The following is a 25024-nucleotide window of genomic DNA, read 5'->3' as shown; positions in this document are numbered from 1 at the left end:
TCGGTGGGCGCGGCGGTGGCTACCGCACGCTCTTCACCCGGAGCACGATGAAGCCCCCGGCGATCGTGAAGAGAGCGGCGGCGATGTAGACCATCGTGTAGTTCGACTCGCCCCCCTCGGCGGTCAGCGCCAGCAGCCCCGCTCCGGCGATGGGAGCGACGGCCTGGGAGATCTGCGTCGAGAAGGCCGTGATGTTCATGAACCGGCCGGCTTCGGTTTCGCGCTCCGGAAGCACATCGAGAATCAGCGCCTGGTCGACGGCCGAGAACACCCCGATGCTGATGTTGCAGAGCACGGCCCCGACGATCAGGATCGCGAAGTCGGTGCTGAACACCTGCACCAGGGCGCCGAGGGCGAAGAGGATGCCGGAGCCGAGCACGAACACCTTGCGCCGGCGCAGTTTGTCGGAGAGGAACCCGCCGAAGAACACCCCGCCGATGGTGCCGAGGATGCCGATGCCGCCCACCGTGGCGACGGTGGCGCCGATCTCGGTGACGGGGAGGTCGAGCCGCTGCGCGTAGAGGTAGGCGGTGAAACTGGTGCTGAGGGTCAGCCCGAAGAAGAACAGGAAGCGGCCGAGCCAGTTCCACGAGAAATCGGGGTACCGGCGCGGGTTGTAGACGTACTTCGACAGGGCGACCCTGACGGTGAGCTTGTCGTCGAAGAGGAGCCCTCGGCTGTCGGCGTCTTTGTAGAAGCCGAGGAAGACGAGCACCAGGAGGAGGGCGATCGCTCCCGGCAGCAGGAACATGACGAAGGGCTGCGTGGCGAACAAGCCGCCCAGCACCGCTCCGAACACCGGGGCGATCATCGTCGCGAAGCCCGTGATGGCTCCGACCCGGCCGCGCTGCGACTCCGGCAGCTTGTCGGCCTGCACGATCAAGAAGGTCGAGACCGCCTGGCTCCAGCCGATCTGGGCGACGACCCAGCCGACAGCGAGCACGAAGATGGTGGTCGATGACGCCATGATGCCCAGGCCCACGAGTCCGAGCAGGGTGCCGAAGAAGATCCACGGGCGGCGGCGGCCGAACCGCGATCGCGTCCGATCGCTGAGCTGCCCGCCGAGCGGGCCGACGACGAGGGCGGCGAGCGATCCGACACCCAGCACGAGGCCGAGGTACGACTCGTTGTCGGGCGCGATGGCCTTCACCTGGATGGCCAGCGAGATGGCGATCGGCGTGACGAAGGCGATGTAGGCGCCGAAGAGGCCGAGCGCCAGGATCGCGATGAACCCCTTGCTCACCGGCGGGCGGTCGTCGGGGCGCCCCTGGTCGAGCACCGCTGCCAGCTGCTCCACGTCTTCGGCGGCCAGGGATCCTCCGATCGGGTAGGCGCCGGAGGGGATGGGGATGTCTTCGTCGTGCCTTCTCATGGTGACTCCTTTGTCGGTGCGGTGGGCGGTGCAGGGTGGTGGGGTGGGACGTCTCCGGTCAGCCGGCCGTGAAGCGTGCCGAGACCGAGGCGACGCCGTCGGCCGTCGCAGTGACGGTGATGGCCCCAGGGCCGGTCGGCCGGACGACGGCCACGGCGCGGCCGTCGAAGGTGCGGTGGTGCGTGGCCGAGAAGGTCTCGGTGGTCGTGGGGGCGCCGCTGCCGAAGGCCTGCAGCACGGCGGGGCCGTCGATCGAGATCGAGACCTCGCGGTCGAGCGAACTGTGCAGCACGCCGCCGGAATCGGTGATCGCGAGGTCGACGTACCCGAGGTCTGTGCCGTCCAGGCGCAGCTCGGCCCGCTCGATGTCGGCCCGCAGCACCAGGTCGTCGCCGGCGCTCCGGAGGCTCGACCTCCCCGTCTCCACACCGGCCGTGAACGCCACGGCGGTGAGCTCGCCGGGCGCGAACGTCGTCTCGAAGGCGGCCCGGAAGGGCTTGTCCTCACCCACTCGCGCCCGTCCGAGCACGGCACCGTCCAGGAGGAGCTCCACTTCGTGCGCGTCGCTGTACACCTCGATCCGGATGGGCCGGCCCTCGAAGCCGGGCCACGACCAGCTGCCCAGCGAGTCGGTCCACGACCAGGGGGTCGCCACGGCGATCGGGGTGTCATGGAACTCGGGCCGATCGACGGCGATGTAGGGCTCGGAGCGGAGGCCGAACACGGTCTCGCGGAAGTACGACACCGGGCGCCGGGTACCGGCGATGTCGATGTCGCCGCACCAGGCGGTGAGTTCTGGGAATCCACCCGAGAACGAGCCGGAGGCCGACGCGTCATCGGCCTCACCGACCGGCTGGGCGTAGCGCACGGTGCCGAGACCGGTCTCGCCGAGGTAGTCCCAGCCCGTCCAGGTGAAGTCGCCGATCACGCGCGGGTCGGCCTGCACGAGCTCCCAGTTGCCGGCGATCGAGCTCGGCCAGGTCTCCGAGCCCACGATGATCCGGTCGGGGAAGCGGTCGCGGTCGGCCACGTAGCGGGCATCGGCGTAGTTCATGCCGGCGACGTCGAGCACGGCGAACGACTCCTCGGTGCGCTCGGTCGCCGCATCCGAGGCCTGGATGTGGCCCATCATCTGACCGAAGCCGGCCATCATCGTGTTGACGCCGCCGGACTCACCCGTCGCGGCGGTGGCGGCCGCGGCATCCCGTCGCGCCTTCATCTGCGGAACGATGGTGTCGAGCATGGCCACGAACGGGTTGATGCCGTTGGTGACGAGCCGGGTCGGGTCGAGCGAGCGCACCTTCTCGGCGAGCCGGCGGCCCCAGATGGAACCGATCGGGGTACCCGTCTCGGGGATCTCGTTGCCGATCGAGTAGAAGATCACGCTGGGGTGGTTGACGTCTTTGGCCACGAGCGCCTCGACGTCACGCTCCCACCACTCGGCGAAGTCGTAGGAGTAGTCGTAGTCGCTCTTGCCCGAGGTCCAGACGTCGAAGGTCTCGTCCATCACCAGCATGCCGAGTCGGTCGCACGCGTCGAGCAGGGCGGTGCTCGCGGGGCAGTGCGAACTGCGGATGGCGTTGAAGCCCGCCGCCTTCAGCCGGGCGACCTTACGCTCCTCGGCCGCCCGCATCGACACGGCACCGAGCGGTCCGTTGTCGAGATGGATGCAGGCCCCGCGCAGTTTCACGACCTCGCCGTTGATGCGCAGCCCGTGGTGGGGGTCGAGCTGCAGCGACCGGATGCCGAGCACCGCCGTCTCCTCGTCGAGCACCTGGTCTCCGTCGCGCAGGGTGAGCAGCACGTCGTGCAGATTCGGGTTCTCGACACTCCAGAGAGCGGGGTTCTGCACGTACAGCCGACGACGGGCGGTCGTGCGGGTGCCCGGCAGCAGGGTGACGGGTGAGCTGCCGGTCGCGACGGGCGAACCCTCGCGATCGGTGATCACGATGTCGAGCTCGAAGGTCTTCGTGAGGGGCCCGTCGTTCTCGACGTCGACGGCCACCTCGACCACGGCGCCCTCGGCCTCGATGTCCGGGGTGGTGACCCGCACGCCGTCGTGGGCGATCCGGCCGGCGTTCTTGACCACGAGATGCACGTCGCGGTAGATGCCGGCCCCGGCATACCAGCGGCTGTCGAGGTGGGTGCGGCATTCCACCCGGATCTCGTTCTCGGCGCCGAACACCAAATACGGGTCGATGCGCACGGCGAAGCGGGAGTAGCCGAAGGCTCGCTGGCCGGCGAGGTTGCCGTTCACGAACACGGCGGCGTCGCGGTACACCCCGTCGAACTCGAGCAGGATGCGGCGACCGCTGTACTCGGCGGGAGCGAGGTAGCCCGTGCGGTACTCGAAGGCTCCGCCGGGGAAGTAGCCGTTGGTCTCGCCACGGGGGACGTCGGCACGGCGCGGCTGGTCGATGAGGGCGTCGTGGGGCAGAAGGACCTCGGCCCAGCCGGAGGACGAGCTGCCGCCCAGCTCCTGGAACGCGGTGGTCTTGGATCGGAACGACCAGCCCTCGTTGAACAGCGTGCGCCCGACCTCGGGCGTGGCCGGGTTGGAACGATTCACCGTGATGGTGTCGGATTCGACGATGCTCGTCATTGAGTGCTCCACGTGCGTCTTCGGAAGGGAGGGCGATGGGGGTATCGCGCGTTACCAGCGACAGTATCGCGCCAGGTAACGCGCGTCAATAGCGGGTAGGCTCGATACACGTGCCGAAAGGGTCGAAGTGTTCGTAACCAGCCAGGATGTCGCCGACCGCGCCGGCGTGTCCCGTGGCGCGGTCAGCCAGATCCTGAACGGCCGCGGCGAGCGCTTCTCGGCCACCACCCGGGAGCGCGTGCACCGGGCGGCTGCCGAACTCGAGTACCAGCCCTCCGCGGCCGGCCGGGCGCTGGCGCTCGGTTCGAGCGACTTCGTGATCGCCCTCATCCCGAACACCACCTTCGGCGGCAACCTTCAAGACCTGTTCGACCGGGCCACCGACGAGCTGGCGGCCCGAGGCCTGACCCTGGTGCTCCGCCTCTCGACGCCCAGCAGCACAGCGCTGGACCGCCTGGTCTCGGGCATGAAGCCCCGCGCCGTGCTCTCTCTCACCCCGTTCTCGCCCGAGCAGCGGGCGCTGCTGGATCGCCGCGGCATCCGGGCGATCGACCCGGCGTTCACCGAGCGCGACACCCTCAACGAGCAGATCGGCACCCTCCAGGCGCGGCATCTGATCGACCGCGGGCACACCCGGCTCGCGTTCGCGCGGCTGCAGGATGCCCGCCAAGACCCGTTCGGCGACGGCCGGGAGACAGGGGTGCGGGAGGAGTGCCGCAGGGCGGGCCTGCCCGAGCCGCTCTCGATCAGGCTCGACATCGACCTCGACCAGGCAGTGGGGGCCCTCACGCAACTCGGCGGCTCCCGCACCGGCATCGCCTGCTACAACGACGACGTCGCCACGGCGCTGCTCTCGGCAGCACGCCTCGAAGGCCTCCGGGTGCCCGACGACGTCGCCCTGGTGGGAATGGACCACACCCCGCTCGGCCAGGTCACGCTCCCCCGCCTCACCACGGTGGCCTACGACTCCGACGCCCCCGCCCAGAACTTCATCGCGGCGATGCTCGCCACCCTCACCGACGACGCGAGCGATCCTCCCGTGCCCGCCGACATCCGCCTGCGGCTCGTGCCCGGCGACACCGCGTGAGGGATGACGTCTCGGAGTGATCACACCACGGTGAAGGTCGTGCGCAGGAGATCCTGGTCTTTCGAACTGCGCCCGACCATCAACTCGAACGCCCCGGCTTCGACGACGCGCACTCCCCGCGCATTCACGATGCTGCACCGGTCGACAGCGATCTCGATGTTCGCTTCGACACTCTGCCCCGGCTCCACGGTGATCTGGGCGAAGCCCTTGAGCTCGCGTCCCGCCCAGGTGGCGCTGGTCACCACGTCGGAGATGTAGGCCTGAACGGTCTCGGTGGCCGGCCGATCGCCCGTGTTGGTGAGGGTCACGGCTGCCCGCACCACGCCATCGCGTGGGAGGGATCGCTCCTGCAGCCGAAGGTCGGAGTACTCCACCGTGGTGTAGGAGAGACCCTCCCCGAAGGCGAACAGGGGCTCCTGAGTGAGGTCGGCGTACCGGTCGCCGTGCTGGCCGCGAACCATGTTGTAGAACACGGGCAGCTGCCCGGCGTGGCGCGGGAACGAGATGGGAAGGCGCCCGCTCGGTTCGATCACTCCCGTGAGCAGTTCGGCGATGGCCCGCCCCCCCTGCATCCCGGGGTTGAACGCCTCGACGATGGCGGCCACGCGATCCGCCGACGCGGGGAGCACCGACGGCTTCGACTGGATGAGCACCAAGACGACGGGCGTGCTGGTCTCGACCAGGGCGTCGAGAAGGGCGATCTGCGCCCCCTGCAGTTCGAGGGTCGCCGTGGAGGAACCCTCGCCGGTGAGCGCCACCGTGTCCCCCAGCACGACGACCGCCCAGTCGGCATCCCGCGCCGCCCGGACAGCTTCCCCGAGCATCACGGGGTCTGGCTCCGCCGGAACGAAGATCGTGGGCCGCGGCTGACCGTCGCGGAGCACCCCGCCGGCCGGGTCGTCGATCTCCTGGCCGATATCGGCACCCCGGGCGTAGGTCACCGTCCACTCGGGAGGAGTGAATCTCCGCAGCCCGTCCAGCACCGTCGTCGTCAGCTCACGCGGATGACCGTGCGGCATCCAGTTGATCTGGCCCGATGCCCCGGCCCAGTCCCCGAGCTGCGCGTGCTGATCGTCGGCGTTGGGGCCGATGACCGCGATCGTGGGGGCGCGCTCCGATGAGGGTCTCGAGGAGTCGGCCGGATCGAGCGGCAGCGTTCCGTCGTTGCGCAGCAGAACCAGCGACCGGCGAGCCAGCTCGAGATTGACGTCGGTGTGCGCGGGAATCCCGATGACCGCCTCGGGGTGCTCCACGGGCGCCCTCGACGCATCGAAGAGCCCCAGCTCGAACTTCAGGGTGAGAATCCGGCGCACAGCATCGTCGATGAGCTGCTCGTCGAGACGCCCCTGGGCCACGGCGAGCTGCGCCGCCTCGAAGAACTGCGGAGTGGTCATCACGAAGTCGTTGCCGGCCTCGACGGCGACGATCGCCGCCTCGATGTCGTCGGCGCAGACGTTCTGCTCCCAGACCATGCGGCCCACGTTGTCCCAGTCGGTGACGAGGGCTCCGGTGAAACCCCACTCCCCCTTGAGCACGTCGGTGATGAGCCAGGAGTTCGCCGTGATCGGCACCCCGTCGATGGCCTGGTAGCCCAGCATGAACGTGCGGCATCCCGCTTCGACTGCTCTCTCGAACGGCGGGAGGAACCACGACCGCAGCTTTCGCGGGCTGAGATCGGCCTCGCTCGCATCCCGGCCACCCTGCGTCTCGGAATAGCCGGCGAAGTGCTTGGCGGTGGCGAGCACGGCGGTCGGGTCGTCGAGACCGTCGCCCTGGTAGCCGCGGATCATGGCGGCGCCCAGTTCACCGATCAGGTGCGGGTCTTCGCCGAAGGTCTCGTCGACCCGGCCCCAGCGCGGATCCCGCGCGATGCACAGCACCGGCGAGAACGTCCAGTGCAGCCCGGTGGCGGCGACCTCGACCGCTGTGACCCGTGCGCCTCGCTCCACCAGACCGGCATCCCAGGTGCAGGCCATCGCCAACTGGGTGGGGAAGATGGTGGCACCCGGCCGGAAGGAATGGCCGTGGATGCAGTCATCGGCCATCAGGAGCGGTATCCGAAGGCGCGTCTGCATCACCAGATCCCGCGCCTCGTGGATGCGCTCAGGAGACGCGTGCAGGAGCGAACCGCTGAGTTTCGTGCGGATGAGCTCGTCGAGCGGGCCGCGCGCGTCCAACTGGAGCATCTGGCCGACCTTCTCGGCGAGCGTCATCCGCGAGAGGAGGTCGTCGACACGGTGCGCCACCGGCACCCCTGGATCGGTGAACGGCGCCGCGTGGGGCTCAGGGGGGTGCGCGAGGCTCATCGGGCCAGTCCTTCCACGAGCTCAGACGACGGCAGCACCAGCGAGTGGGTTCCCGACTCCAGCCACACCTCGGGCGTGCCCTGCCAGACGACTTTCGCCGAGACCCCTTCGGGCACGATCGCCCTCAGGTGGACGCCGTCGCCCTGACGATCCCACCGCACCGAGGCGAACCCGTGCGGAGTGTCCAGCGAGGTCTCGGCCCAGTCGACACCGTCACCGATCTGCGGGGCGATGAGGAGGCTGCGGTACCCGGGCTCCAGAGGGGCCAGGCCGCCCACCACCCGGTGGAGCCAGTCGGCCACCGCGCCCAGCGCGTAGTGGTTGAAGCTCGTCATGTCACCGGGATTGATCGATCCGTCGGGGAGCATGGAGTCCCAGCGCTCCCAGATCGTGGTCGCCCCCATCGTGACCGGGTACAGCCACGACGGGCACTCCCGCTGCAGCAGCAGCCGGTAGGCCACGGCTGTCTGACCGGTCGACGTCAGCGCATCGGCGATGAACGGGGTGCCGGCGAAGCCGGTGGAGATGTGGAACCCGCTCTTCTCGACGAGTTCGGCCAGTCGTGCCCCCGCCCAGGCCTCCTGTTCGGGTGTGAGGAGTCCGAACGCGATGGCGAGGGAGTACACGGTCGTGCAGTCGCTGCGGATTCGCTCACCCGAGATGTATTCGCGCACGAAGGCGTCGCGCAGAGTGCGGGCCATCAGCCCGAACTCGTCCACCTCCGAGCGCCGTCCGAGAACCTCGGCCGTCGCCCTCAGACGATCGGCGGTCCGGTAGGCGCAGGCGGTCGCGACCACGCCCGGGTCGGCCTTGGCGAGCTCCGGATGCGCGGCCGGCGCGTCGGGGTCGAGCCAGTCCCCGAACTGGAAGCCCGCATCCCACAGCCCTGACGGCGAGAGCAGACTCGCGACCCGTCGCCCGTGGGCGACCATCGACGGGAACGCCTCGTCGAGGATCTGCGGGTCGCCGTAGGCCTCCCACAACGACCAGGGCACCCAGACCGCGGCATCGCTCCAGAACGCCGCAGCCTCTTCGGTCGTGGCGCCGCCCTGCGCTGTCACGGCGTACTTGAGGATGTCGGGCACGACGTACGGAACGATGCCGTCATGGTTCGCCTGTTCGAGGGCGAGGTCTCGCAGCCAGTCCGCGAGGAACTCCTTCACGTCGAACAGGAACGCGCTCGTGGGCGCGAACGCGGAGATGTCCCCGGTCCACCCCATCCGCTCGTCCCGTTGGGGGCAGTCGGTGGGCAGATCGACGAAGTTGCCCCGCATCCCGCGCACCACGTTGTCGTGCAGGGTGTTCAGATCGGGAACGGAGCACCGGAAGTGCCCTGTCCTCCGCAGATCCGACGACACGACGACCGCCCTGACCTGCTCGCGGATCGCCTCGGTGTCGCCCGGCCAGCCGTCGAGTTCGGCATAGCGGAAGCCGTGGAAGGTGAAGGTCGGTTCGAAGGTGTCGTCGCCCCCGCTCAGAGTGAACCGATCCACCGAGACCGCCGTGCGGAGCGGCCTGAGGGCCAGTTCTCCGTCGTCGAGCACCTCGGCGTGCCGCGCCGTGATGACGGCGCCTCGTTCCCCGCGAACCGTCACCCGCAGGAACCCCACGATGTTCTGCCCGAAGTCGATCAGCAGCCTGCCGGATGCGGAGCGCCAGACGTCGACAGGGGCGAGCTCGTCGACGCGCCTGACCGGTTCGGCCGGGTCGGGGGTCAGCTCGCCGTCGTAGTCGACCACGTGCACCCCCGACCATCCGTGGTCGTCGAATCCCGGATGCTTCCACCCTTCGTCGATCCGGCGCGCATCGATGCTCTGGCCGTCGTAGAAGTCGTTCGAGGTGATCTCGCTCGGGCCGACCTTCCAGGTCTCATCGGTGGCGATGACCTGCGTGTGACCGTCGGAGAAGGTCACCCGCAGTTCGGCGAGCCCGGCGATCTCGGTGCCGTAGCGGCGGGTCTCGATCCAGCCCAGCCGGCCCCGATACCAGCCGTTGCCGACGGCGAGGGCAATCGTGCCCGTCTGGGCGATCAACTCGGTGACGTCGTGTTCGGCGTGGTGCAGTCGCCATTCGTAGCTCGTCCAGCCGGGCGTCAGGAGATCTGGAGAGACGGGCACACCGTCGATCCAGGCCTCGCAGACCCCGAGGGCGCTGAGGGCGAGAGACGCCGAAACCACCGGGCCGTGCTCCTGGTCGAGGGTGAAATCCCGGCGGAAATGCGGGGCGGTCGAAGGTTCGGCATCCGCCGCGATGAATCGTGCGATGAGATCAGTCACGGGTCAGCCCTTCAATCCGCCGGCGAAGCCCTGCACGATGTATCGCTGGAGGAGGAAGTACACGAGCAGGATCGGCAGGATGCTGATGATGATCGCCGCGAAGATGAGATTCCACTGCGCGCCGAACTGACCCACGAAACCGTAGATCGAGACCGTGATGGTCTTCTGGTCGGAACCAGAGAGGTACAGCAGCGGATTGAGGAAGTCGTTCCACGTCGCGACCGCGGTCAGGATGATCAGGGTGCCGGTGATCGGGCGGAGCAGCGGGAACACCACTGACCAGAACGTGCGGAACGAGGTGGCCCCGTCGATGGCGGCGGCTTCTTCGTACTCTGCGGGCAGCGAACGCATGAACCCCGCGTAGAGGAAGATCGAGAAGGGCATGCTCGACCCGACGCCCACGAGGATCACCCCGGCGAGGGTGCCCAGCAGGCCCAGGTCGCGAACGGTCTGGTAGAGCGGCAGGAGCGCGAGCTGGGCGGGCAGCAGCAGGCCGGCGAGGAAGGCGAAGTAGGCGACCTTCGACCATCCGGCTGCCACTCGCGACAGCGGGTAGGCCGCCGCCGCGGCCAGCACCACGGTGATCACGATCGTGACGACGGTCACGATCGCGCTGTTGAGCAGCGCCGCCGCCAACGCGCCCTGCTGCCAGGCGTCGATGAAGTTCTGGAAGGTGGGCGCCTGCGGAAGACCGAGGGTGGGGCTCTGGTCTCCCGGCGCCTTGAACGCCAGGATCACCAGCACGTAGATGGGGAACAGGAACAGGAGCCCCGCGAGGATGGTGACCGCTTCGAGGATGGCCGTACGCCAGGTGTATCGGAACATGTCAGCGCGCCTGCTTGGCCAGGAGCCAGTACTGGATGCCGGACACGATCGCGACGAACACGGCGAGGACGACCGCCAGGGCGGCCCCGTAACCGAAGCGGCCGAGTGCGAAGGCGTTCGAGTAGATGAGGGTGGAGATCGTGTTCGTCGCACCTCCCGGCCCGCCCTTCGTCATGACGAAGACCTGGTCGAAGAGCTTCAACCCGCCGATCAGCGAGAGCATCAGGTTGATGGTGATCGCCGGGGCGAGAGACGGGCGCACCACCGACCAGAAGCGTCGGATCGGTCCGGCACCGTCGATGGAGGCGGCCTCGAGGATCTCGGGCGGGATGCCCTGCAGCCCGGCCAGGAAGATCACCATGGAATAGCCGACGAACTGCCAGATGATGACGACCATCACCGACCAGATCGCGATGTCCGGGTCTCCGAGCCAGTTCTGCTGCAACGCCCCGAGCCCCAGCGCGTCGAGCGCCTGGTTGACACCGCCGTCGGGGGCGAGGAGGTTCTGCCAGAGGAAGCCGACCGCGATCGAGGTGATGACCACGGGGGCGAAGATGAGCACCCGGAGGATGTTGCGGGTCTTGATCCGGGAGTTGAGGGCGAGCGCCAGGAGGAGACCGAGCAGGTTCTGAACGACCATGACCACGACGGCGATGAGGAGCGTGTTACGGATCGCGATCACGCCGGCCGGATCCGAGAAGATGCGCACGAACTGGTCGAACCCTACGAACGCCGGATCGGGAGACACCCCGTCCCAGTCGGTGAAGGCGAACACGCTTCCCTTGACGCTGGGCACCACGACCGCGAAGACGTACAGCGCCGCTGCGGGGAGGATGAACCACCACACGGATGACGCTGATCCCCGGTAGCGACGGCGACGTTTTCTCGGAACAGGTGTCTTTACGGTCTCAGCCAGGGCCAGCGCCATGATGTTGCTCGATTCGTTGCTTTCGGAACGGGATGAGGCGAGGTGCGATGCGGCGACGGGTGTGCGCCGCCGCATCGCACCTCAGCTGATGCTGCGGTGCGTCAGCCGGTGAACGCGGAGTCCATCGCCTTGAGGAGGTCGGCTGCCGAGGTCTGGCCGCCGATGAAGGTCTGCAGGCCGTCGGTGTAGGCCTGGTTGACGACCGCGTTCGGCCAGGTCTGGTCGGGGAACGAGACGGTCTTGTCACTCCGTGCCTGGTCGGCGACCCCGGCCAGCTCCGGCGTGGGGGTGTACCCGTCGGTGGGAATGCTCGGGAACATCGAGCCGGCATCGAGTGCGATGTTCAGGCCGACGTCGGAGAGGTAGAGCGCCACGAACTCCTTGGCCAGGTCGATGTGCTCGGACTTGGCGTTGACGCCGTAACCGGAGCCGAGCCCCACGGGGAGCACGGTCTCCGACGCATCGTTCGTCGCGGGGAACGCCGCCGTCTCGAAGGTGGTTCCCTCAGGGGCGAGTTCCTGGATCGCGGCGATCTGCGGGCTGACCGTCACGATGCCGAGCGCGTCGCCCTTGGCGACCTGCCCCTGCGCGGCTTCGAGGCTGGTTCCGGTGGCATCGGCGGTGAAGCAGCCGGCATCCGTCATCTCGGTGATCTTGTCGAGCGCGTCGTTCCACTTCGAATCGCTGAACGTGGTGTCGCCCGAGGTCTGCTCCGCGACGAAGTCGGGGTTCGCTCCGTAGACGAGCGTCGCCGTCAGCGCGTATGGGAGGTTGGTGTAATTACCGCCGGCGAGCGCGCCGAGAGCGTACGCCACCTTGCCGTGCGACTTCGCGGTGTCGCAGAGGCCGAGCACCTCGTCCCACGTGGTGGGGGGCGTGGCCCCCACTGCCGCGAGAGCCTGGGAGTTGTAGATCGCGGGGATGATGGTGAAGCCGTTCGAGCCCATCAGCACCTCGCCGTCAGCACCCATCACGGCCTTGTTGGCGTCGTTGAAGTCGTCGACCCAGGGCTGATCGCTCAGGTCGGCCAGATAGTTGCCTTTGGCCAGGGTCTGTGCGGCGATGGGGCCGCCGTTCCCCGGGAAGACGACGACGATGTCCGACGCCGTACCGGAGACGAGTTCTGTGTTGATCTGGGTGGTGATACCAGGCCACGGCAGACCGGTGTACTTGATGGTCACGCCGGGGTGATCGGTCTCGAACTGGGTGATGAGCGCCGCTGCGATGTCGTCATCGGCCCAGCCGGACATCGTGAGGGTGATGTCTCCTCCGGCGTCGCCGGACGACGTGTCGGTCGAACAACCCGAGAACGTCAGGGCGAGGGCTGTGCCGGCCACGATCGCCAGTGCTGCTTGTGTCTTTCGCATGAAATGCTCCATTGGACTTCATTCGGACGCCGGAGCCGGTGCGCTCGGACGCAGGTCGCTTCGGGAAAGATGCCCGCTCGGACGACGTTGAACCGATCCTAAAGACGCCTCTGACGTCTGTCAATCGATTTACATTAATCGATTGACGAAGGCAGCCCAGCGAGCCGGGACGACCTGGATAGACTCTGCTGATGGCATCGCGGACGAGCCGAGGGAGGTCGGAGTGACCCAAGAGGGCGTGCAGTCAGGGCGGAAACGTCGACCGTCTCTGGCCGACGTGGCCAGTCATGCCGGAGTATCGCAAGGCGCGGTCTCCAAGGTCATCCGGAACGCCTACGGGGTGAGCCCCGCGATGAGACGGCGGGTCGAAGCGGCCATCGACGATCTCAACTATCGACCGAGCACGTCGGCCAGGGGGCTCAGGGGCCAGACCTTCACGATGGCCATCGGGTCCGAGATCCCGCAGATCGGCAACGACTTCTTCACTCAGGTCACGACGGGCGCCGCTCGCCGGCTGGCGAACTCGGGTTATCAGCTGATCATCGCCCCGGCCCTGGAGGGCGAGGGCGACAAACACGTTCTGGATGCCCTGGTCGACCGGCAGGTCGACGGCATCATCGCCATCTCTCTGGACGTCGACCCGGTGTGGCTGGATCGATTCGCGGAGTACGTGCCGACGGTTCTGATCGGTCGTCACGACCGCCCCACGAACTACGACACCGTCACCAACGACGACGCCGCCGGCGTCAACCTGGCGATGGATCACCTCATCGCGCTCGGTCACACCGAGATCGCCCACCTCACGGTGCACGCGGCACCCGACCGCCCCGACTCGGAGGCTCCGCACTCGATCAGGCGGGCCACCTACGAATCGCGGATGACGGCCATCCGTTCGCCGCAGCGCGTCGTCTTCACCGATGCCTCAGAGCACTCCGCCTCCGAGGCGACACTCGATCTGCTCGACCAGTCGGCACGGCCGACGGCGATCCTCGCCGGTAACGACACTCTCGCCATCGGAGCCCTCCGCGCGATCGCGGAGCGGGGGCTGACCGCCGGCGACGTCTCCGTCGTGGGTTACGACAACATCGAATTGGCCAGCCACCCGCTGGTCTCGCTCACGACTATCGATCAGTACGGGGAGCTGACCGGGTCGACGGCCGTCGATCTCCTCCTCGAGCGGATCGAGGGGTCTCGCACCGAGGCCAAGCAGATCACCCTCGATCCGGCGATCGTCATCCGCAACTCGACGTCCGCGCCCTAGCCCCATCGACCGCGGGGGCGGCGTCGGAGACGTCGACCGCGACCGGCTCCGCCCGGCCGAGCATCCGCGTGTGCTCAGCCGAGGCCGGCGCGGTAGGCGAACGTCACCAGTTGCGCGCGGTCGCGCGCGCCGAGCTTCATCATCGCCCGATTCGCGTGCGTCTTCACGGTGAACGGGGAGACGAACATCTGCGCGGCGATCTGGGCGTTGTCGAGCCCGGTGGCGATGGCGATCACCACGTCGCGCTCGCGCGGCGTGAGGGCCGAGAAGCGATCGACCATCCCGGCGTCGACCTCCGGGCGGCGTTCGTCGGTGACGTGACCGATCAGCGCCGCCGTCGCGGCGGCCGACAGCGCTCCGCCACCGAGCGCCACGTCGCGGATGGCCTCGGCGAGCTCGGTCGGGCCGACCGCCTTGCTGAGAAAGCCGTTGGCACCCGCACGCAGGGCCGCGATCACGTTCTCATCGCTCTCGAACGTGGTGAGCACCACGATGCGCAGCTCCTCGGCCGGGTGCGCGGCCCGCAGCCGACGCGTGGCCTCGACCCCGTCGATGCCCGGCATCCGGATGTCCATCAACACGACGTCGAGGCCGGTCTCGCCCGCGATGCGCACGGCCTCGATGCCGTCACCGGTGTCGGCGACCACCTCGATGTCGGACTGCGAGTCGAGGATCGCCCGGAGGCCGGCCCTGATCATCACCTGGTCGTCCACGATCATCACCCGGATCATCGCACGTCACCTCCGTCAGCTCTCAGCGTCGCGCGCACCGTGAAAGTGCGCGCCCCGTCGTCGATCTCCAGGCGGCCTCCGGCGGAGGTCGCGCGCTCCCGCATCCCGACCAGACCGAGCCCCCGCCGGCCGGGCGTGGCGACCGACCGCGGCGGCTTGCCGTTGGCCACCACGATCAGGATGCGGTCGTCGACGACCGTCACCTGCACGCGGGCGTCGCCGGCTCCATGCTTCTGGGCGTTCGTCAGAGCCTCCTGAACGATGCGGAACGATGCGGAGTCGACCTCCGGGTCGACCTCGGGCGGTGGAGGGTCGATCTCGGAGACGATCTCGAGGCCGCCGGAGCGGAACCGGTCGATCATGGCCGGGATGCCGGCCTGGTCGGGAGCCGGGCGGAGCGCGTCACCCTCGGCGGAGTCGGCCTCCTCCGACCGCAGCACATGCAGGATGCGCTGCGTCTCCTGCAGGATCTCCCGCACGTTGCCGCGGGCCTCGGTCAGCGACGACTTCGCCGTCACGGCCCCCTCGGGGAGATTGACCTCGGCCACCCCGAGGTGCATGTTCAGCACCGCGATCTCGTGTCCGACCACGTCGTGCAGGTCGCGCGCGATGCGGAGCCGCTCTTCGGCCACCCGCCGGTTCGCCTCCGCCTCGCGGTTCGCGACGGCATCCTGGGCTCGTTGTTCGAGCTCGTCCCAGTAGCGGCTCTGGTTGCGGAGCGCGCTCCCGGCTGCTGCGGCCGTGAACGACATGCCGACGGCGGCGAACGCCACCGGGTCGACCCAGCCGCGACCGTCGGCCAGCATGACGCTGAAGTAGACCGCCCCGCCGACCAGCACACCCACCCACAGCGCCGGGAGACCGCGCACGGTCACGGAGAAGGCGGTGAAGACCGCGATCGTCCACGGAACGATGGGCTGGAACCCGAGCGCCGTGTCGAGCAGCGGGCCGGCCACCACCACCGCGAGGCCGAGCCAGCGCCAGCGCCGCGCGATGGCCACCCCGAGCAGCGTGACCAGCAGGCCGACGAACCCGCCCTTGCTCTCCCCCATCGGGATGAGCGTGGCCTCGGTGACGGCGGCCAGCACGGTGACGACGATCGTGCCCCGGTCGAAGAGCTGGGGGCGCAGGAACCACATCCGGCCGCGAACCCGGGCCGCATCCCCTGTGGTCGTCATGACTCGATCATCGCACTGTCACTCCCTCCGCTCCCCCGCCCGGCGGATGACCCGGTCTACTGCATCTGCAGTAGACGAGGCACCTGCGGCGGCACGATTCGCGCTCAAGAGGCCTCCCGAAGGCTGGGATGACCGACCCAAGGAGACACCATGGACCGCAACCGATTCCTCATCCCCACCCTCGTCGGCGCTGCCGCAGTCGCTCTCGCCGGATGCGCCTCGCCTGGTTCGGCGAGCCCCACCGACAGCCCGGCCCCCGCCGCCTCCGCGGCGCCCGCACCGCACTGGTCGTACGACGGCGCAGAGGGCCCGGGCGAGTGGGGGCATCTGAGCTCCGAGTACTCCGGCTGCGACACCGGCTCCGCCCAGTCGCCGATCGACCTGCCCGCGACGGTGCCGACCGCCGTCGAGCAGCTCACGCTCACCACGGAGCCCACCGAGGGCGACGTGGTCGACACCGGCCACACCATCCAGCTGAAGGATGCCGACGACGCCTCGACGGTCACCTTCGAGGGCGACGACTACGAGCTCGCCCAGATGCACTTCCACACCCCGTCGGAGCACACCGTGGCCGGCCAGCCGGCCGCGGCGGAGTTCCACTTCGTGCACGCGAACGACGACGGCGAGCTGCTGGTCGTCGGAGTGCTCGGCACGGAGGGCGAGGAATCGGCCGCCTGGGCGCCGTTCGTCGACTCCCTCGACGATGTTCCCGCCGCGGCAGAAGGGGAGGACGACGACGACGGCCCCGCTGCGCCCGAGCTCGCCGTCGACATCGCGACCCTCCTCCCCGCCTCGCTGGATCACTACGCCTACGAGGGCAGCCTCACCACGCCGCCCTGCACCGAGGACGTGCAGTGGATCGTGCTGTCGACGCCGGTGCAGTTCTCGGCCGGCCAGCTCGCGACCCTCTCCGGAGCGCACGAGCACAATTCGCGACCGGTGATGCCCCTCGGCGACCGCGTCGTCACCGGCGGCGTCGGCGCGATCCAGGCGGATTAGCAGCGCCGTTGCGGGCTACTGCCGTTGCAGTAGCCCGCTCGCTTCGACCGGATGATTCGCCGCATCCGCCCTCTCGGGACTATGGAGCATCACAACTTTTCCCCCGATTCACCCCCACTTCAAGGAGAGATCATGTCCACGTTCTTAGCAAAGATCGGGCGCTTCAGCGCTCGGCACCGATTGGTGGTGGTCGGCGCCTGGCTGCTGATCTTCGCCGCCCTGATCGGAACCCTCGTCGTCGGCAGCAACTCCGGCAGCTCCGGCGAGGCCACCACGTCCGTTCCGGATTCCCCGGCATCTCAGGCCCTGGAGCGGATGAACGAGGAGTTCCCCTCCTCCGGTGAGGCCGCCGCCGGCCAGACCCTGCAGCTGGTCTTCCAGCCTGAGAGCGGAAACGTCGCCGACCCGGCGACCGCCGCCGAAATCACCAGCGTGCTGAGCGAGGCGTCGAGCCTGCCCGGTGCGCAGTCGGTCAGCGATCCCTTCGACGCGACCCGGCCGTACGTCTCGGCCGACGGCACTCTCGCCGTCTCGACGATCACCTACGGTGATCTCACCGACGACCAGCAGATCGAGTACTACGACGCCGCCCTCGAACTTCAGGCCAACGCCCCGAACGACCTCGGCGTCGAACTCGGCGGAAACCTCGTTCCCCTCGGCGCACCCGCGCCCGGTGTGGGAGAGGGCGCCGGCGTGGTCATCGCGTTCCTCGTGCTCATCCTGACCTTCGGCTCGCTGCTCGCCGCGGGCGTCAACCTGCTCATCGCCGTCTTCGGCGTCGGTGTGAGCCTCGTCGGCGTCCTGGCCTACGGCTCGCTCTTTCCGATCGGCGAGAACTCCATCATCCTCGCGTCGATGCTGGGCCTCGCGGTCGGGATCGACTACACCCTGTTCATCCTCTCCCGGTTCCGGATCGAACTCCGGTCGGGCAAGACCGTCGAGGACTCGGTCGCCCGAGCTTCCGGCACCGCCGGAACCGCGGTCGTCTTCGCCGGCCTCACCGTGATCATCGCCCTCGTGGCTCTCCTGGTGGCCAACCTCAGCTTCATCACCGAGATGGGCTTCGCTGCCGCGGCCGCCGTGCTCGTCGCCGTGCTGCTGTCGCTGACCCTGCTCCCGGCGGTAATGCGCACCCTGGGCACCCGGGCCCTCTCCGGAAAACAGCGCAAAGCGCTCGCCGCCGGCGAGCTCTACACCGAGGGCGGCGTGCAGAAGCGCGGTGTCATGCGGGGCTGGGGAAGCTTCGTCGTGAAGAAGCCGATCATCTCGGCCTTCGCCGGCGTGGTCATCCTGGTCATCGTGGCGCTGCCGCTGTTCAGCATGAAGACCGCCTTCAACATCCCCGGTGGTTCCGACCCGCAGTCCACCGAGCGCACCGCGTACAACCTCATCGTCGACGAGTTCGGTGGCATCCAGAGTCCGCTGATCGTGCTCGCCGAGGGAGATGACATCGCCTCGAAGACCGCTCAGGTCGAGCAGGATCTCGCCGGCCTCGACGGCGTTCGTCAGGTCGTTCCGGCCGAGGTCTCCGCCGACGGCTCGATGGCCCGCATCACGCTCATCCCGAATGGCAGCCCGATCGACGACGAGACGAAGGACATCGTGCACGAGATCCGCGACAACGCGGACACTCCGGCCGGTGTGCACCTCGAGGTGACGGGCGAGACGGCGATCGGCATCGATCAGGATGCGGCACTCACGCAGGCCCTGATCAAATACATCATCGTGATCGTGGTGATCTCACTGCTGCTGCTGATCGTGATGTTCCGCTCCCTGCTCATCCCGCTGATCGCGACGCTCGGCTACCTGCTCTCCGTGGGAGCCTCGTTCGGAGCGAGCACCGCGGTGTTCCAGTGGGGTTGGCTCGACCCGGTCATCGCGGCTCCGCAGGGCGACCCGATGCTGAGCCTGCTGCCGCTCCTGCTGGTGGGTGTGCTCTTCGGCCTCGCGATGGACTACCAGGTGTTCCTGGTGTCGCGGATCAAGGAGATGCACGACAAGGGGATGGACCCCAAGGCCGCTATCCGGGAGGGCTTCGCCCGCTCGGGCCCGGTGCTCGTGGCCGCCGCCGCCATCATGACGGTCGTGTTCGCCGGCTTCGCCACCGGGGAGTTCGCGATCGGGGCATCCATCGCCTTCGGGCTCATGGTGGGCGTGATGGCCGATGCGTTCATCGTGCGACTGGTGCTCATGCCGGCCCTGCTGAGTCTGCTCGGAAACTCGGCCTGGTGGCTGCCGAAATGGCTCGACAAGATCATCCCCCACGTCGACACCGAGGGCCACTCGCTCGATGCGACGCCCGTGGCCGCCGACCAGGAGCTGGTCGACGCGTCCAAGTAGCACCCGGTACCGGTGGGGCCGTCGCGGCAGCGGCGGCCCCACAGCCACGTCCACGAGCCCTGTGCGGCTACTCCACCCGCAGTAGAAGGAGGTCATCCCCGTGAAGGACGACCCGAACCCGCCACTCGGCGAGACTTCCATCATGACCAACGCGACCCTCACCCCCGGCCCACTGAACGACGCTCCCACCGCACCGAGCACCTCGGTCAATCAGGCGGCCGTGATCGTGAACCCGGTCAAGTTCTCCGCCCGGCACCTGGCCCGCTTCACGGCCCAGGTCAGCCGCGCCTTCCAGGCCCAGGGCTGGCTCTCGCCGCTGTGGCTGCACACCACCGCCGAGACCCGCGGCTCCGACGAGGCGCGCCTGGCCGTGGCCGCCGGGGTCGACCTCGTCTTCGTGGCGGGCGGCGACGGAACCATCCGCACCGTCGCCCAGGAGCTCGCAGGAACCGGGGTCTCGATGGCGATCCTCGCCCGCGGCACCGGCAACCTGCTCGCCCGCAACCTCGGCATCCCCCGCAAAGACATCGTCGAGGCCGTGAAGGTCGCGTGCACGGGCGTCGACCGCGCCGTCGACGTGGGCTGGGCCGAGCTCGACGTCGACGGCGACGGGCAGCACACCGAGCGCTTCGCGTTCCTGGTGATGGCCGGTGCGGGATTCGACGCCGCCATGATGGCCGGCGCGAACCACACCATGAAGACGCGCCTGGGCCCCTCGGCCTATCTCGTCTCGGGAACCCGCGCCATCCAGCGCCCGATGTCGGCCACCACCGTGTCGGTCGACGGGGTGCTGATGGACCACCGCCGCTCGCGCGGCATCGTCGTGGGCAACTGCGGCTCGCTCATGATGGGGCTCAGCCTGATGCCCGACGCCGACCCGTTCGACGGGGTGCTCGACGGGGTCGTGCTCTACCAGCGCACCCCGCTCGACTGGGCCCGCGTGGCCTGGTCGGTACTCACCCACGATCGCCGCGACAGCCGGCACATGCCTCACGTGCGGGGCGGCTCCATCGTCGTGCACACCGATTCGGCCCAGCTGGTCGAGGTCGACGGCGACGTCGTGGGCGAGGCCCGGGCGGTGCGCTTCGCGGTGCAGCCGGGCGCCCTGCTGGTGCGCTGCCCTGCAGCCCGGGACTGAAGCGGCCGTAGGGTGGGTGGGTGTCTTCTGCAAGCGAGTTCGCCACCCCCCAGGAGGCCGCGAACGACCCGCGCATCCTGGTGTTCGGTCGCCTGCTGGGAGCGGCGAACCGGCTCGAGTACATCCTGGGTCACGAGCTCGAGGCCGAGACGGGCCTCAGTCATTCCGTGTTCGAGCTGCTGCTGGTGGTGGGCCGGGCGGGACCGGGCGGCGTGCCGGTGCGCGACATCGCGCAAGCGCGGGTGCTCACCTCGGGCGGGGCGACGCGGCTCGTCCATCGTGCCGCCGAGCAGGGGCTGATCGTGCGTTCCGCGTCGGCTCAGGATGCGCGGGTGCAGCTGGTGGAGCTGACGGAGGCCGGCGCCCGGGCACTGCTCGCGGCGAGCGCCCTGCACGCCCGCAATGTGGAGCGCTACCTGCTCGACGTGCTCCCTCCCGACCAGGCCGCGGTCTTCGCCGAGGCGATCCGCACGCTCAGCGTCAACGCGGCCCGCGCCCTCCCTGTCATGCCCTGATCACGGTTCGCCGCCCGGGTGTCAGAAAGCCGGGGCGTCAGGGTGTCGGGGCGTCAGGGTGTCGGGGCGTCACGGCCGGTTGAGTACCTCGATCAGCCGCTCCATCGCGGGCACCGCTTTCTCGAGCGCCGATCGGTCCCGGCTGCTCAGCCGTGCCAGCGCCTCGTCGATGATCCGCTCGCTCGTCACGTCGTAGCGGGCCAGCAGCTCGACCGCGCGCGGTGTACGCCTGACCGTGACCAGCCGTCGGTCGGTGCTCTGCCGCACCAGCTCGACGAGGTCGGATCTCACCATCGAACTCAGCAGGTTGCTCACGGTGGGGCGCGCCAGCCGCAGCCGACCCGCGATCTGGGTGGTCGAGAGGTCGGGCTGGTCGCCGAGCAGCCGCAGCACCTCGATGTGGGCCTCGGGAAGATCGGGCAGCGCCTCCTCGGCGCGCGTCGCCTGGGTGACCGATCGCCGAAGCGGCCCCAACTGTCTGCCCAATTCGGATGCGAAGGTCATTTCTCCATGATAGACATTCACGAATACAAACACTGTTTGCCATAAACACTTATGACCGCAGATGACGGGAGACCCGAGATGACGACATCCGCACCCGAGCTCGACGTGACGACGACGCACGGTGTCGTCCGCGGCATCCGAGACGATTCACTGATCGCCTGGCGCGGGATCCCGTTCGCCGCGCCCCCGGTCGGCACTCGCCGCTTTCAGGCGCCCGCGCCCCCGGAGCCATGGCCGGGCGTGCTCGACGCGTCGGCGTTCGGGCCGGCACCGATCCAGGCCGACCGGTCCGCAGCCGAGGGCGGCGCCGGCGACGAGGGCACCAGCGAAGACTCGCTGACGGTCAACGTGCTCCGCCCCGCCACCCCGAGCGAGGCGCCGCGCCCCGTGATGGTGTGGATCCACGGCGGCGCCTACCAGTTCGGCGCGTCGAGCTTCTATCAGGGGAAGCACCTGGCCCACCGGGCGGATGCGGTCTTCGTGACGTTCAACTACCGGGTGAACGCCTTCGGTTTTCTCGACCTCTCGCGCTACTCGACCCCGGAGCGCCCCTTCGACACCAACATCGGCTTGCGCGACCAGGTTGCGGCTCTGCAGTGGGTTCGCGAGAACATCGCACGTTTCGGCGGGGATCCCGACGACGTCACCCTCTTCGGGGAGTCGGCGGGAGCGATCTCGGTCACCACACTGATGTGCGTTCCCTCGGCCGCCGGCCTGTTCCATCGCGCGATCGCCCAGTCGAGCGCCCCGGCCTCGGTGTACCGCCGTGAGCGGGCGCAGAAGTGGGCGGAGCAGTTCCTCGACCTTCTCGGACGAGGCGACCACGGCGTGGCCGACCGCCTCACCGAGGCGTCACCCGAGGAGATCCTGGCTGCGGCGACCCGGCTCGCCGAGCTCCACCCGCGCGAACAGCCCGGAACGCTGAGCATGTCGCCGGTGGTCGACGGCGACTTCCTGCCCGAGCGGCCACTGGAGGCGTTCCGCAACGGCACGGCCGCCCGGATTCCGCTGATCATCGGCACGAATGCGGCGGAGGGGGCCCTGTTCCAGTTCTTGAGTCGCAAGAAGGACGTCCCCGACATCCCCGTCACGGCGCCGAGCATCGAGAGCATGTTCGGCCTCACCGACCCCTCGGCGAGAGAGCGCGTGGTCGCGAACTATCCGGGGTACCCGTCGAAGAAGGCTGCCGCGCAGCTGGGCGGCGACATCGTGTTCTGGTACCCGTCGGTGGCGGTGGCGGAGGCCCACTCGCGGTACGCGCCCACCTGGGTCTACCGACTCGACTACGCGACACCCCTGATGCGTCTCGCCGGGTTGGGAGCCACCCATGGCACCGACATCGCCTTCGTGTTCGGCACCACCCAGGAGGGCCGGGGCGTCTCACGGCTCCTCGGAGGAGGACGCGCATCCCTCGGAGTGTCGGCAGCCATGATGTCCAGGTGGGTCGCCTTCGTCCTGCACGACGACCCGGCCGACGACTGGCCGCAGTTCGACGAGGCCTCGCGCCAGACGTTGATCATCGATCAGACCCTGCGGGTCGAATCCGACCCCCGGGGCGCCGCGCGTGCCGCCTGGAGCACGTACCGCAACTGGGACGACCCGGTCGACGCCGCCGATTCAGCCGGGCTTCGTCCATCCCCCGTCGATCGGGAATAGCTGAGCAGTCAGCTTTTGTTGTCTGGACCAGAGCCGCGCAACCGCCCGGCACCGCCTTCTGAAAGGACCACCGGTCACCATGTCCCTGAATTTCGAAGTGCTCGACCTGGATTTCCCCGCCGGGTCGAAGAACAAGTCGGCCGTGCTCGTCACCGGCCCCACTGAGGCACTGCTGGTCGACGCCGGCTTCACCCTCGCCGACGGCCACCGCCTGGTCGCCGCCATCCTCGACTCGGGCAAGACGCTCACCACCGTGTTCGTCAGTCACGCCGACCCCGACTACTACTTCGGTCTCGAAGTGATCGCCGATGCCTTCCCGGATGCCGCGCTGGTCGCCACCCCGATCGTGATCGAGCACATCCAGGCGTCGTTCGAGGGCAAGCTGAAGGCGTGGGCCGCGCTCGGCGCGAACCTCCCGACCCGCCTCGTTCCGCTCACCCCCCTCACGGATGACGCACTGGTCGTCGACGGCGAGCGCCTCGAGCTGCACGGCGGCTCGGCCGAGCTGCCCGACCGCCACTACCTCTGGCACGCCGAGAGCCGTTCGGTGATCGGCGGAGTGCTGGTCTTCCAGCAGGAGCACGTCTGGACGGCCGACACCGCGACCCCCGAGTCGCGCGCCGCCTGGGTCGCCGCGCTCGACGAGATCACGGCCCTCGAGCCGCAGCTCGTCGTGCCGGGGCACCGTCTGCCCGGCACCGCCACCGACGCGAGCGCCGTCGGCTACACCCGCGACTACCTGGTGAACTTCGAGCAGGTGCTGGAACGGTCCACCGACGGTGCCGCGACCACCGCCGCCCTCGTCGACGGCTACCCGGAGTCGGGGATGCTGATCGCGGCCCAGATCGGGCCCAAGGTCGCGAAGGGCGAGATGACATGGGGCTGACCACGAAGGCCGAATGGAGCGAGTCGCTCGAACCACGCGACGTCGTTCGACGCCAGTACCTCGCCTCGGCGGCGGGCGACCTCGAGGCGCTCCGCGCGACGATGGCTCCGGATGTCGAGTGGACCGAGATGGCCGGCTTCCCCCTCGCTGGCACCTACCGCACCCCTGAGGGCGTCACCTCGAACGTGATGGAGATCCTCGGTCGCGACTGGGACGGCTGGGCCGCCCACGACGACAGCTACGTCGTCGACGGCGAGGACGTGGTCGTGCTGGCCCGCTACACGGCCACCAACAAGGCCACCGGCAAGCTCCTCGACGTGCGCGTCGCCCACCACTTCGTGGTGCGCGGCGGACTCATCGTGCGCTTCGAGCAGTTCGTCGACACCCTCAAGGTGGCCGAAGCCGCCTCCAATCTGTAAGGCACGCTATATAATCGCCGGATGACTCTGTCGCCGGCGAGAACACGTGGTCGGCCGTGCGCCTTCGACCGAGATGCCGCCCTCCAGGCGGCGATGCTCGAATTCTGGGCGCACGGCTACGACTCCACGTCGATCGCCGCCCTCACGACGGCCATGGACATCCGGCCGCCGAGCCTGTACGCCGCTTTCGGCGACAAGCGCAGACTCTTCGGCGAGTGCATCCGCCTCTATCAGAGCACGCACGGTCGCACGATGGAGCAGATCCTGCAGGGCGCCCCCACGGGCTTCGACGCCGTGCGTGGGATGCTCGAGTTCGCCGCCGACGACTACACCGATGCGAGCCATCCGCCCGGCTGCCTCATCATCACGGCCACTGCGTCGCACGGCCCGGCGAGCGCCGAGGTCGAAGACGAGCTCCGGGTTCTCCGCGAGGCGGGCACCAGCCAGGCGGAACGCCGCATCCAGGACGACATCGACGCCGGGCGCCTCCCCCCCGACGCCGATGCAGCCCGGCTCGCACGCTTCTACACGACGGTGCTGCAGGGCATGTCACGTCAGGCGCAGGACGGCGCCTCGGCGCAGGAGCTCCGAGAGGCCGCCGCGATGGCCATGCGGGCCTGGCCGGCCTGAGGCA

The 25024-nt window shown here is 68.9% G+C and carries 20 protein-coding genes; 10 read left to right on the top strand and 10 right to left on the bottom strand.

Annotated elements, in window-relative coordinates:
• Positions 1-19: 19 nt before the first annotated feature.
• Together ACEXOR_RS01740 and ACEXOR_RS01735 are read right to left on the bottom strand one after the other, a co-directional pair.
• Positions 20-1372 carry an MFS transporter gene (locus ACEXOR_RS01740; RefSeq protein ID WP_374847668.1) on the bottom strand — a complete coding sequence of 451 codons (1353 nt, stop codon included), beginning with the start codon at positions 1370-1372 and terminating at the stop codon, positions 20-22.
• Positions 1373-1430: 58 nt separating this feature from the next.
• Positions 1431-3974, bottom strand: coding sequence for a glycoside hydrolase family 2 TIM barrel-domain containing protein (locus ACEXOR_RS01735; RefSeq protein WP_374847667.1), 2544 nt, complete (start codon positions 3972-3974; stop codon positions 1431-1433).
• Between the two features lie 127 nt (positions 3975-4101).
• Between ACEXOR_RS01735 and ACEXOR_RS01730 the strand changes: the two genes are divergently transcribed.
• Positions 4102-5061, top strand: coding sequence for a LacI family DNA-binding transcriptional regulator (locus tag ACEXOR_RS01730; protein ID WP_374847666.1), 960 nt, complete (start codon positions 4102-4104; stop codon positions 5059-5061).
• A 20-nt stretch (positions 5062-5081) separates the two neighbouring features.
• Here ACEXOR_RS01730 and ACEXOR_RS01725 read toward each other — a convergent pair whose 3' ends face one another.
• From ACEXOR_RS01725 to ACEXOR_RS01705, 5 genes are all read right to left on the bottom strand, one after another.
• Positions 5082-7367, bottom strand: a complete 2286-nt coding sequence (locus ACEXOR_RS01725) for a glycoside hydrolase family 3 N-terminal domain-containing protein (protein WP_374847665.1) — start codon at positions 7365-7367, stop codon at positions 5082-5084.
• Entirely contained in the window at positions 7364-9643 is a 2280-nt protein-coding gene (locus ACEXOR_RS01720) for an alpha-L-rhamnosidase (protein ID WP_374847664.1), read from the bottom strand. Before ACEXOR_RS01720 ends, ACEXOR_RS01725 begins: the two co-directional genes overlap by 4 nt.
• A gap of 3 nt (positions 9644-9646) precedes the next feature.
• Positions 9647-10468 carry a carbohydrate ABC transporter permease gene (locus ACEXOR_RS01715; RefSeq protein ID WP_374847663.1) on the bottom strand — a complete coding sequence of 274 codons (822 nt, stop codon included), beginning with the start codon at positions 10466-10468 and terminating at the stop codon, positions 9647-9649.
• 1 nt (position 10469) lies between these two features.
• The gene (locus tag ACEXOR_RS01710; protein WP_374847662.1) at positions 10470-11315 is read right to left on the bottom strand and encodes a carbohydrate ABC transporter permease; all 846 of its coding nucleotides are present in this window, start codon (positions 11313-11315) and stop codon (positions 10470-10472) included.
• Positions 11316-11497: 182 nt separating this feature from the next.
• Positions 11498-12763 carry an ABC transporter substrate-binding protein gene (locus ACEXOR_RS01705; RefSeq protein WP_374847661.1) on the bottom strand — a complete coding sequence of 422 codons (1266 nt, stop codon included), beginning with the start codon at positions 12761-12763 and terminating at the stop codon, positions 11498-11500.
• 223 nt (positions 12764-12986) lie between these two features.
• On the opposite strand from ACEXOR_RS01705, the gene ACEXOR_RS01700 reads away from it, so the two are divergent.
• Positions 12987-14024, top strand: a complete 1038-nt coding sequence (locus tag ACEXOR_RS01700) for a LacI family DNA-binding transcriptional regulator (protein WP_374847660.1) — start codon at positions 12987-12989, stop codon at positions 14022-14024.
• 74 nt (positions 14025-14098) lie between these two features.
• Here the strand turns inward: ACEXOR_RS01700 and ACEXOR_RS01695 are convergent, their stop codons facing one another.
• Positions 14099-14743: a response regulator transcription factor gene (locus ACEXOR_RS01695; protein WP_374847659.1), complete on the bottom strand. Its 645-nt coding sequence runs from the start codon at positions 14741-14743 to the stop codon at positions 14099-14101.
• 8 nt (positions 14744-14751) lie between these two features.
• On the bottom strand, positions 14752-15933 hold the full coding sequence (locus tag ACEXOR_RS01690) for a sensor histidine kinase (protein ID WP_374847658.1): 1182 nt from the start codon (positions 15931-15933) through the stop codon (positions 14752-14754).
• A gap of 150 nt (positions 15934-16083) precedes the next feature.
• Here ACEXOR_RS01690 and ACEXOR_RS01685 point away from each other — a divergent pair, with 150 nt between their 5' ends.
• The 4 genes from ACEXOR_RS01685 (at position 16084) to ACEXOR_RS01670 (ending at position 20925) form a co-directional block, all read left to right on the top strand.
• Positions 16084-16932, top strand: coding sequence for a carbonic anhydrase (locus ACEXOR_RS01685; protein WP_374847657.1), 849 nt, complete (start codon positions 16084-16086; stop codon positions 16930-16932).
• A gap of 132 nt (positions 16933-17064) precedes the next feature.
• Positions 17065-19272, top strand: a complete 2208-nt coding sequence (locus ACEXOR_RS01680; protein ID WP_374847656.1) for an MMPL family transporter — start codon at positions 17065-17067, stop codon at positions 19270-19272.
• A gap of 142 nt (positions 19273-19414) precedes the next feature.
• On the top strand, positions 19415-20410 hold the full coding sequence (locus ACEXOR_RS01675) for a diacylglycerol/lipid kinase family protein (RefSeq protein WP_374847655.1): 996 nt from the start codon (positions 19415-19417) through the stop codon (positions 20408-20410).
• Positions 20411-20430: 20 nt separating this feature from the next.
• Complete coding sequence (locus tag ACEXOR_RS01670; protein WP_374847654.1) at positions 20431-20925, top strand: MarR family winged helix-turn-helix transcriptional regulator; 495 nt, start codon at positions 20431-20433, stop codon at positions 20923-20925.
• A 69-nt stretch (positions 20926-20994) separates the two neighbouring features.
• Here ACEXOR_RS01670 and ACEXOR_RS01665 read toward each other — a convergent pair whose 3' ends face one another.
• Positions 20995-21429 carry a MarR family winged helix-turn-helix transcriptional regulator gene (locus ACEXOR_RS01665; RefSeq protein ID WP_374847653.1) on the bottom strand — a complete coding sequence of 145 codons (435 nt, stop codon included), beginning with the start codon at positions 21427-21429 and terminating at the stop codon, positions 20995-20997.
• Positions 21430-21507: 78 nt separating this feature from the next.
• On the opposite strand from ACEXOR_RS01665, the gene ACEXOR_RS01660 reads away from it, so the two are divergent.
• From ACEXOR_RS01660 to ACEXOR_RS01645, 4 genes are all read left to right on the top strand, one after another.
• Positions 21508-23085, top strand: coding sequence for a carboxylesterase/lipase family protein (locus ACEXOR_RS01660; protein ID WP_374847652.1), 1578 nt, complete (start codon positions 21508-21510; stop codon positions 23083-23085).
• A 97-nt stretch (positions 23086-23182) separates the two neighbouring features.
• Entirely contained in the window at positions 23183-23971 is a 789-nt protein-coding gene (locus ACEXOR_RS01655; RefSeq protein ID WP_374847651.1) for an MBL fold metallo-hydrolase, read from the top strand.
• On the top strand, positions 23962-24390 hold the full coding sequence (locus tag ACEXOR_RS01650; RefSeq protein ID WP_374847650.1) for a nuclear transport factor 2 family protein: 429 nt from the start codon (positions 23962-23964) through the stop codon (positions 24388-24390). Before ACEXOR_RS01655 ends, ACEXOR_RS01650 begins: the two co-directional genes overlap by 10 nt.
• 21 nt (positions 24391-24411) lie before the next feature.
• Complete coding sequence (locus ACEXOR_RS01645) at positions 24412-25020, top strand: TetR/AcrR family transcriptional regulator (RefSeq protein WP_374847649.1); 609 nt, start codon at positions 24412-24414, stop codon at positions 25018-25020.
• Positions 25021-25024: the final 4 nt, after the last annotated feature.

Source organism: Herbiconiux liangxiaofengii (genome assembly GCF_041927335.1).
GTDB lineage: Bacteria > Actinomycetota > Actinomycetes > Actinomycetales > Microbacteriaceae > Herbiconiux > Herbiconiux liangxiaofengii.
The sequence above is the reverse complement of the archived record's forward strand: the minus strand, read 5'-3'. Positions and strand labels throughout refer to the sequence as shown.

Coding starts and splice junctions, on each gene's coding strand:
- ACEXOR_RS01715 (WP_374847663.1), bottom strand. CDS start 10,468: ATGTTCCGATACACCTGGCGTACGGCCATCCTCGAAGCGGTCACCATC.
- ACEXOR_RS01725 (WP_374847665.1), bottom strand. CDS start 7,367: ATGAGCCTCGCGCACCCCCCTGAGCCCCACGCGGCGCCGTTCACCGAT.
- ACEXOR_RS01705 (WP_374847661.1), bottom strand. CDS start 12,763: ATGCGAAAGACACAAGCAGCACTGGCGATCGTGGCCGGCACAGCCCTC.
- ACEXOR_RS01690 (WP_374847658.1), bottom strand. CDS start 15,933: ATGACGACCACAGGGGATGCGGCCCGGGTTCGCGGCCGGATGTGGTTC.
- ACEXOR_RS01675 (WP_374847655.1), top strand. CDS start 19,415: ATGACCAACGCGACCCTCACCCCCGGCCCACTGAACGACGCTCCCACC.
- ACEXOR_RS01735 (WP_374847667.1), bottom strand. CDS start 3,974: ATGACGAGCATCGTCGAATCCGACACCATCACGGTGAATCGTTCCAAC.
- ACEXOR_RS01665 (WP_374847653.1), bottom strand. CDS start 21,429: ATGACCTTCGCATCCGAATTGGGCAGACAGTTGGGGCCGCTTCGGCGA.
- ACEXOR_RS01650 (WP_374847650.1), top strand. CDS start 23,962: ATGGGGCTGACCACGAAGGCCGAATGGAGCGAGTCGCTCGAACCACGC.
- ACEXOR_RS01660 (WP_374847652.1), top strand. CDS start 21,508: ATGACGACATCCGCACCCGAGCTCGACGTGACGACGACGCACGGTGTC.
- ACEXOR_RS01680 (WP_374847656.1), top strand. CDS start 17,065: ATGTCCACGTTCTTAGCAAAGATCGGGCGCTTCAGCGCTCGGCACCGA.
- ACEXOR_RS01740 (WP_374847668.1), bottom strand. CDS start 1,372: ATGAGAAGGCACGACGAAGACATCCCCATCCCCTCCGGCGCCTACCCG.
- ACEXOR_RS01695 (WP_374847659.1), bottom strand. CDS start 14,743: ATGATCGTGGACGACCAGGTGATGATCAGGGCCGGCCTCCGGGCGATC.
- ACEXOR_RS01645 (WP_374847649.1), top strand. CDS start 24,412: ATGACTCTGTCGCCGGCGAGAACACGTGGTCGGCCGTGCGCCTTCGAC.
- ACEXOR_RS01685 (WP_374847657.1), top strand. CDS start 16,084: ATGGACCGCAACCGATTCCTCATCCCCACCCTCGTCGGCGCTGCCGCA.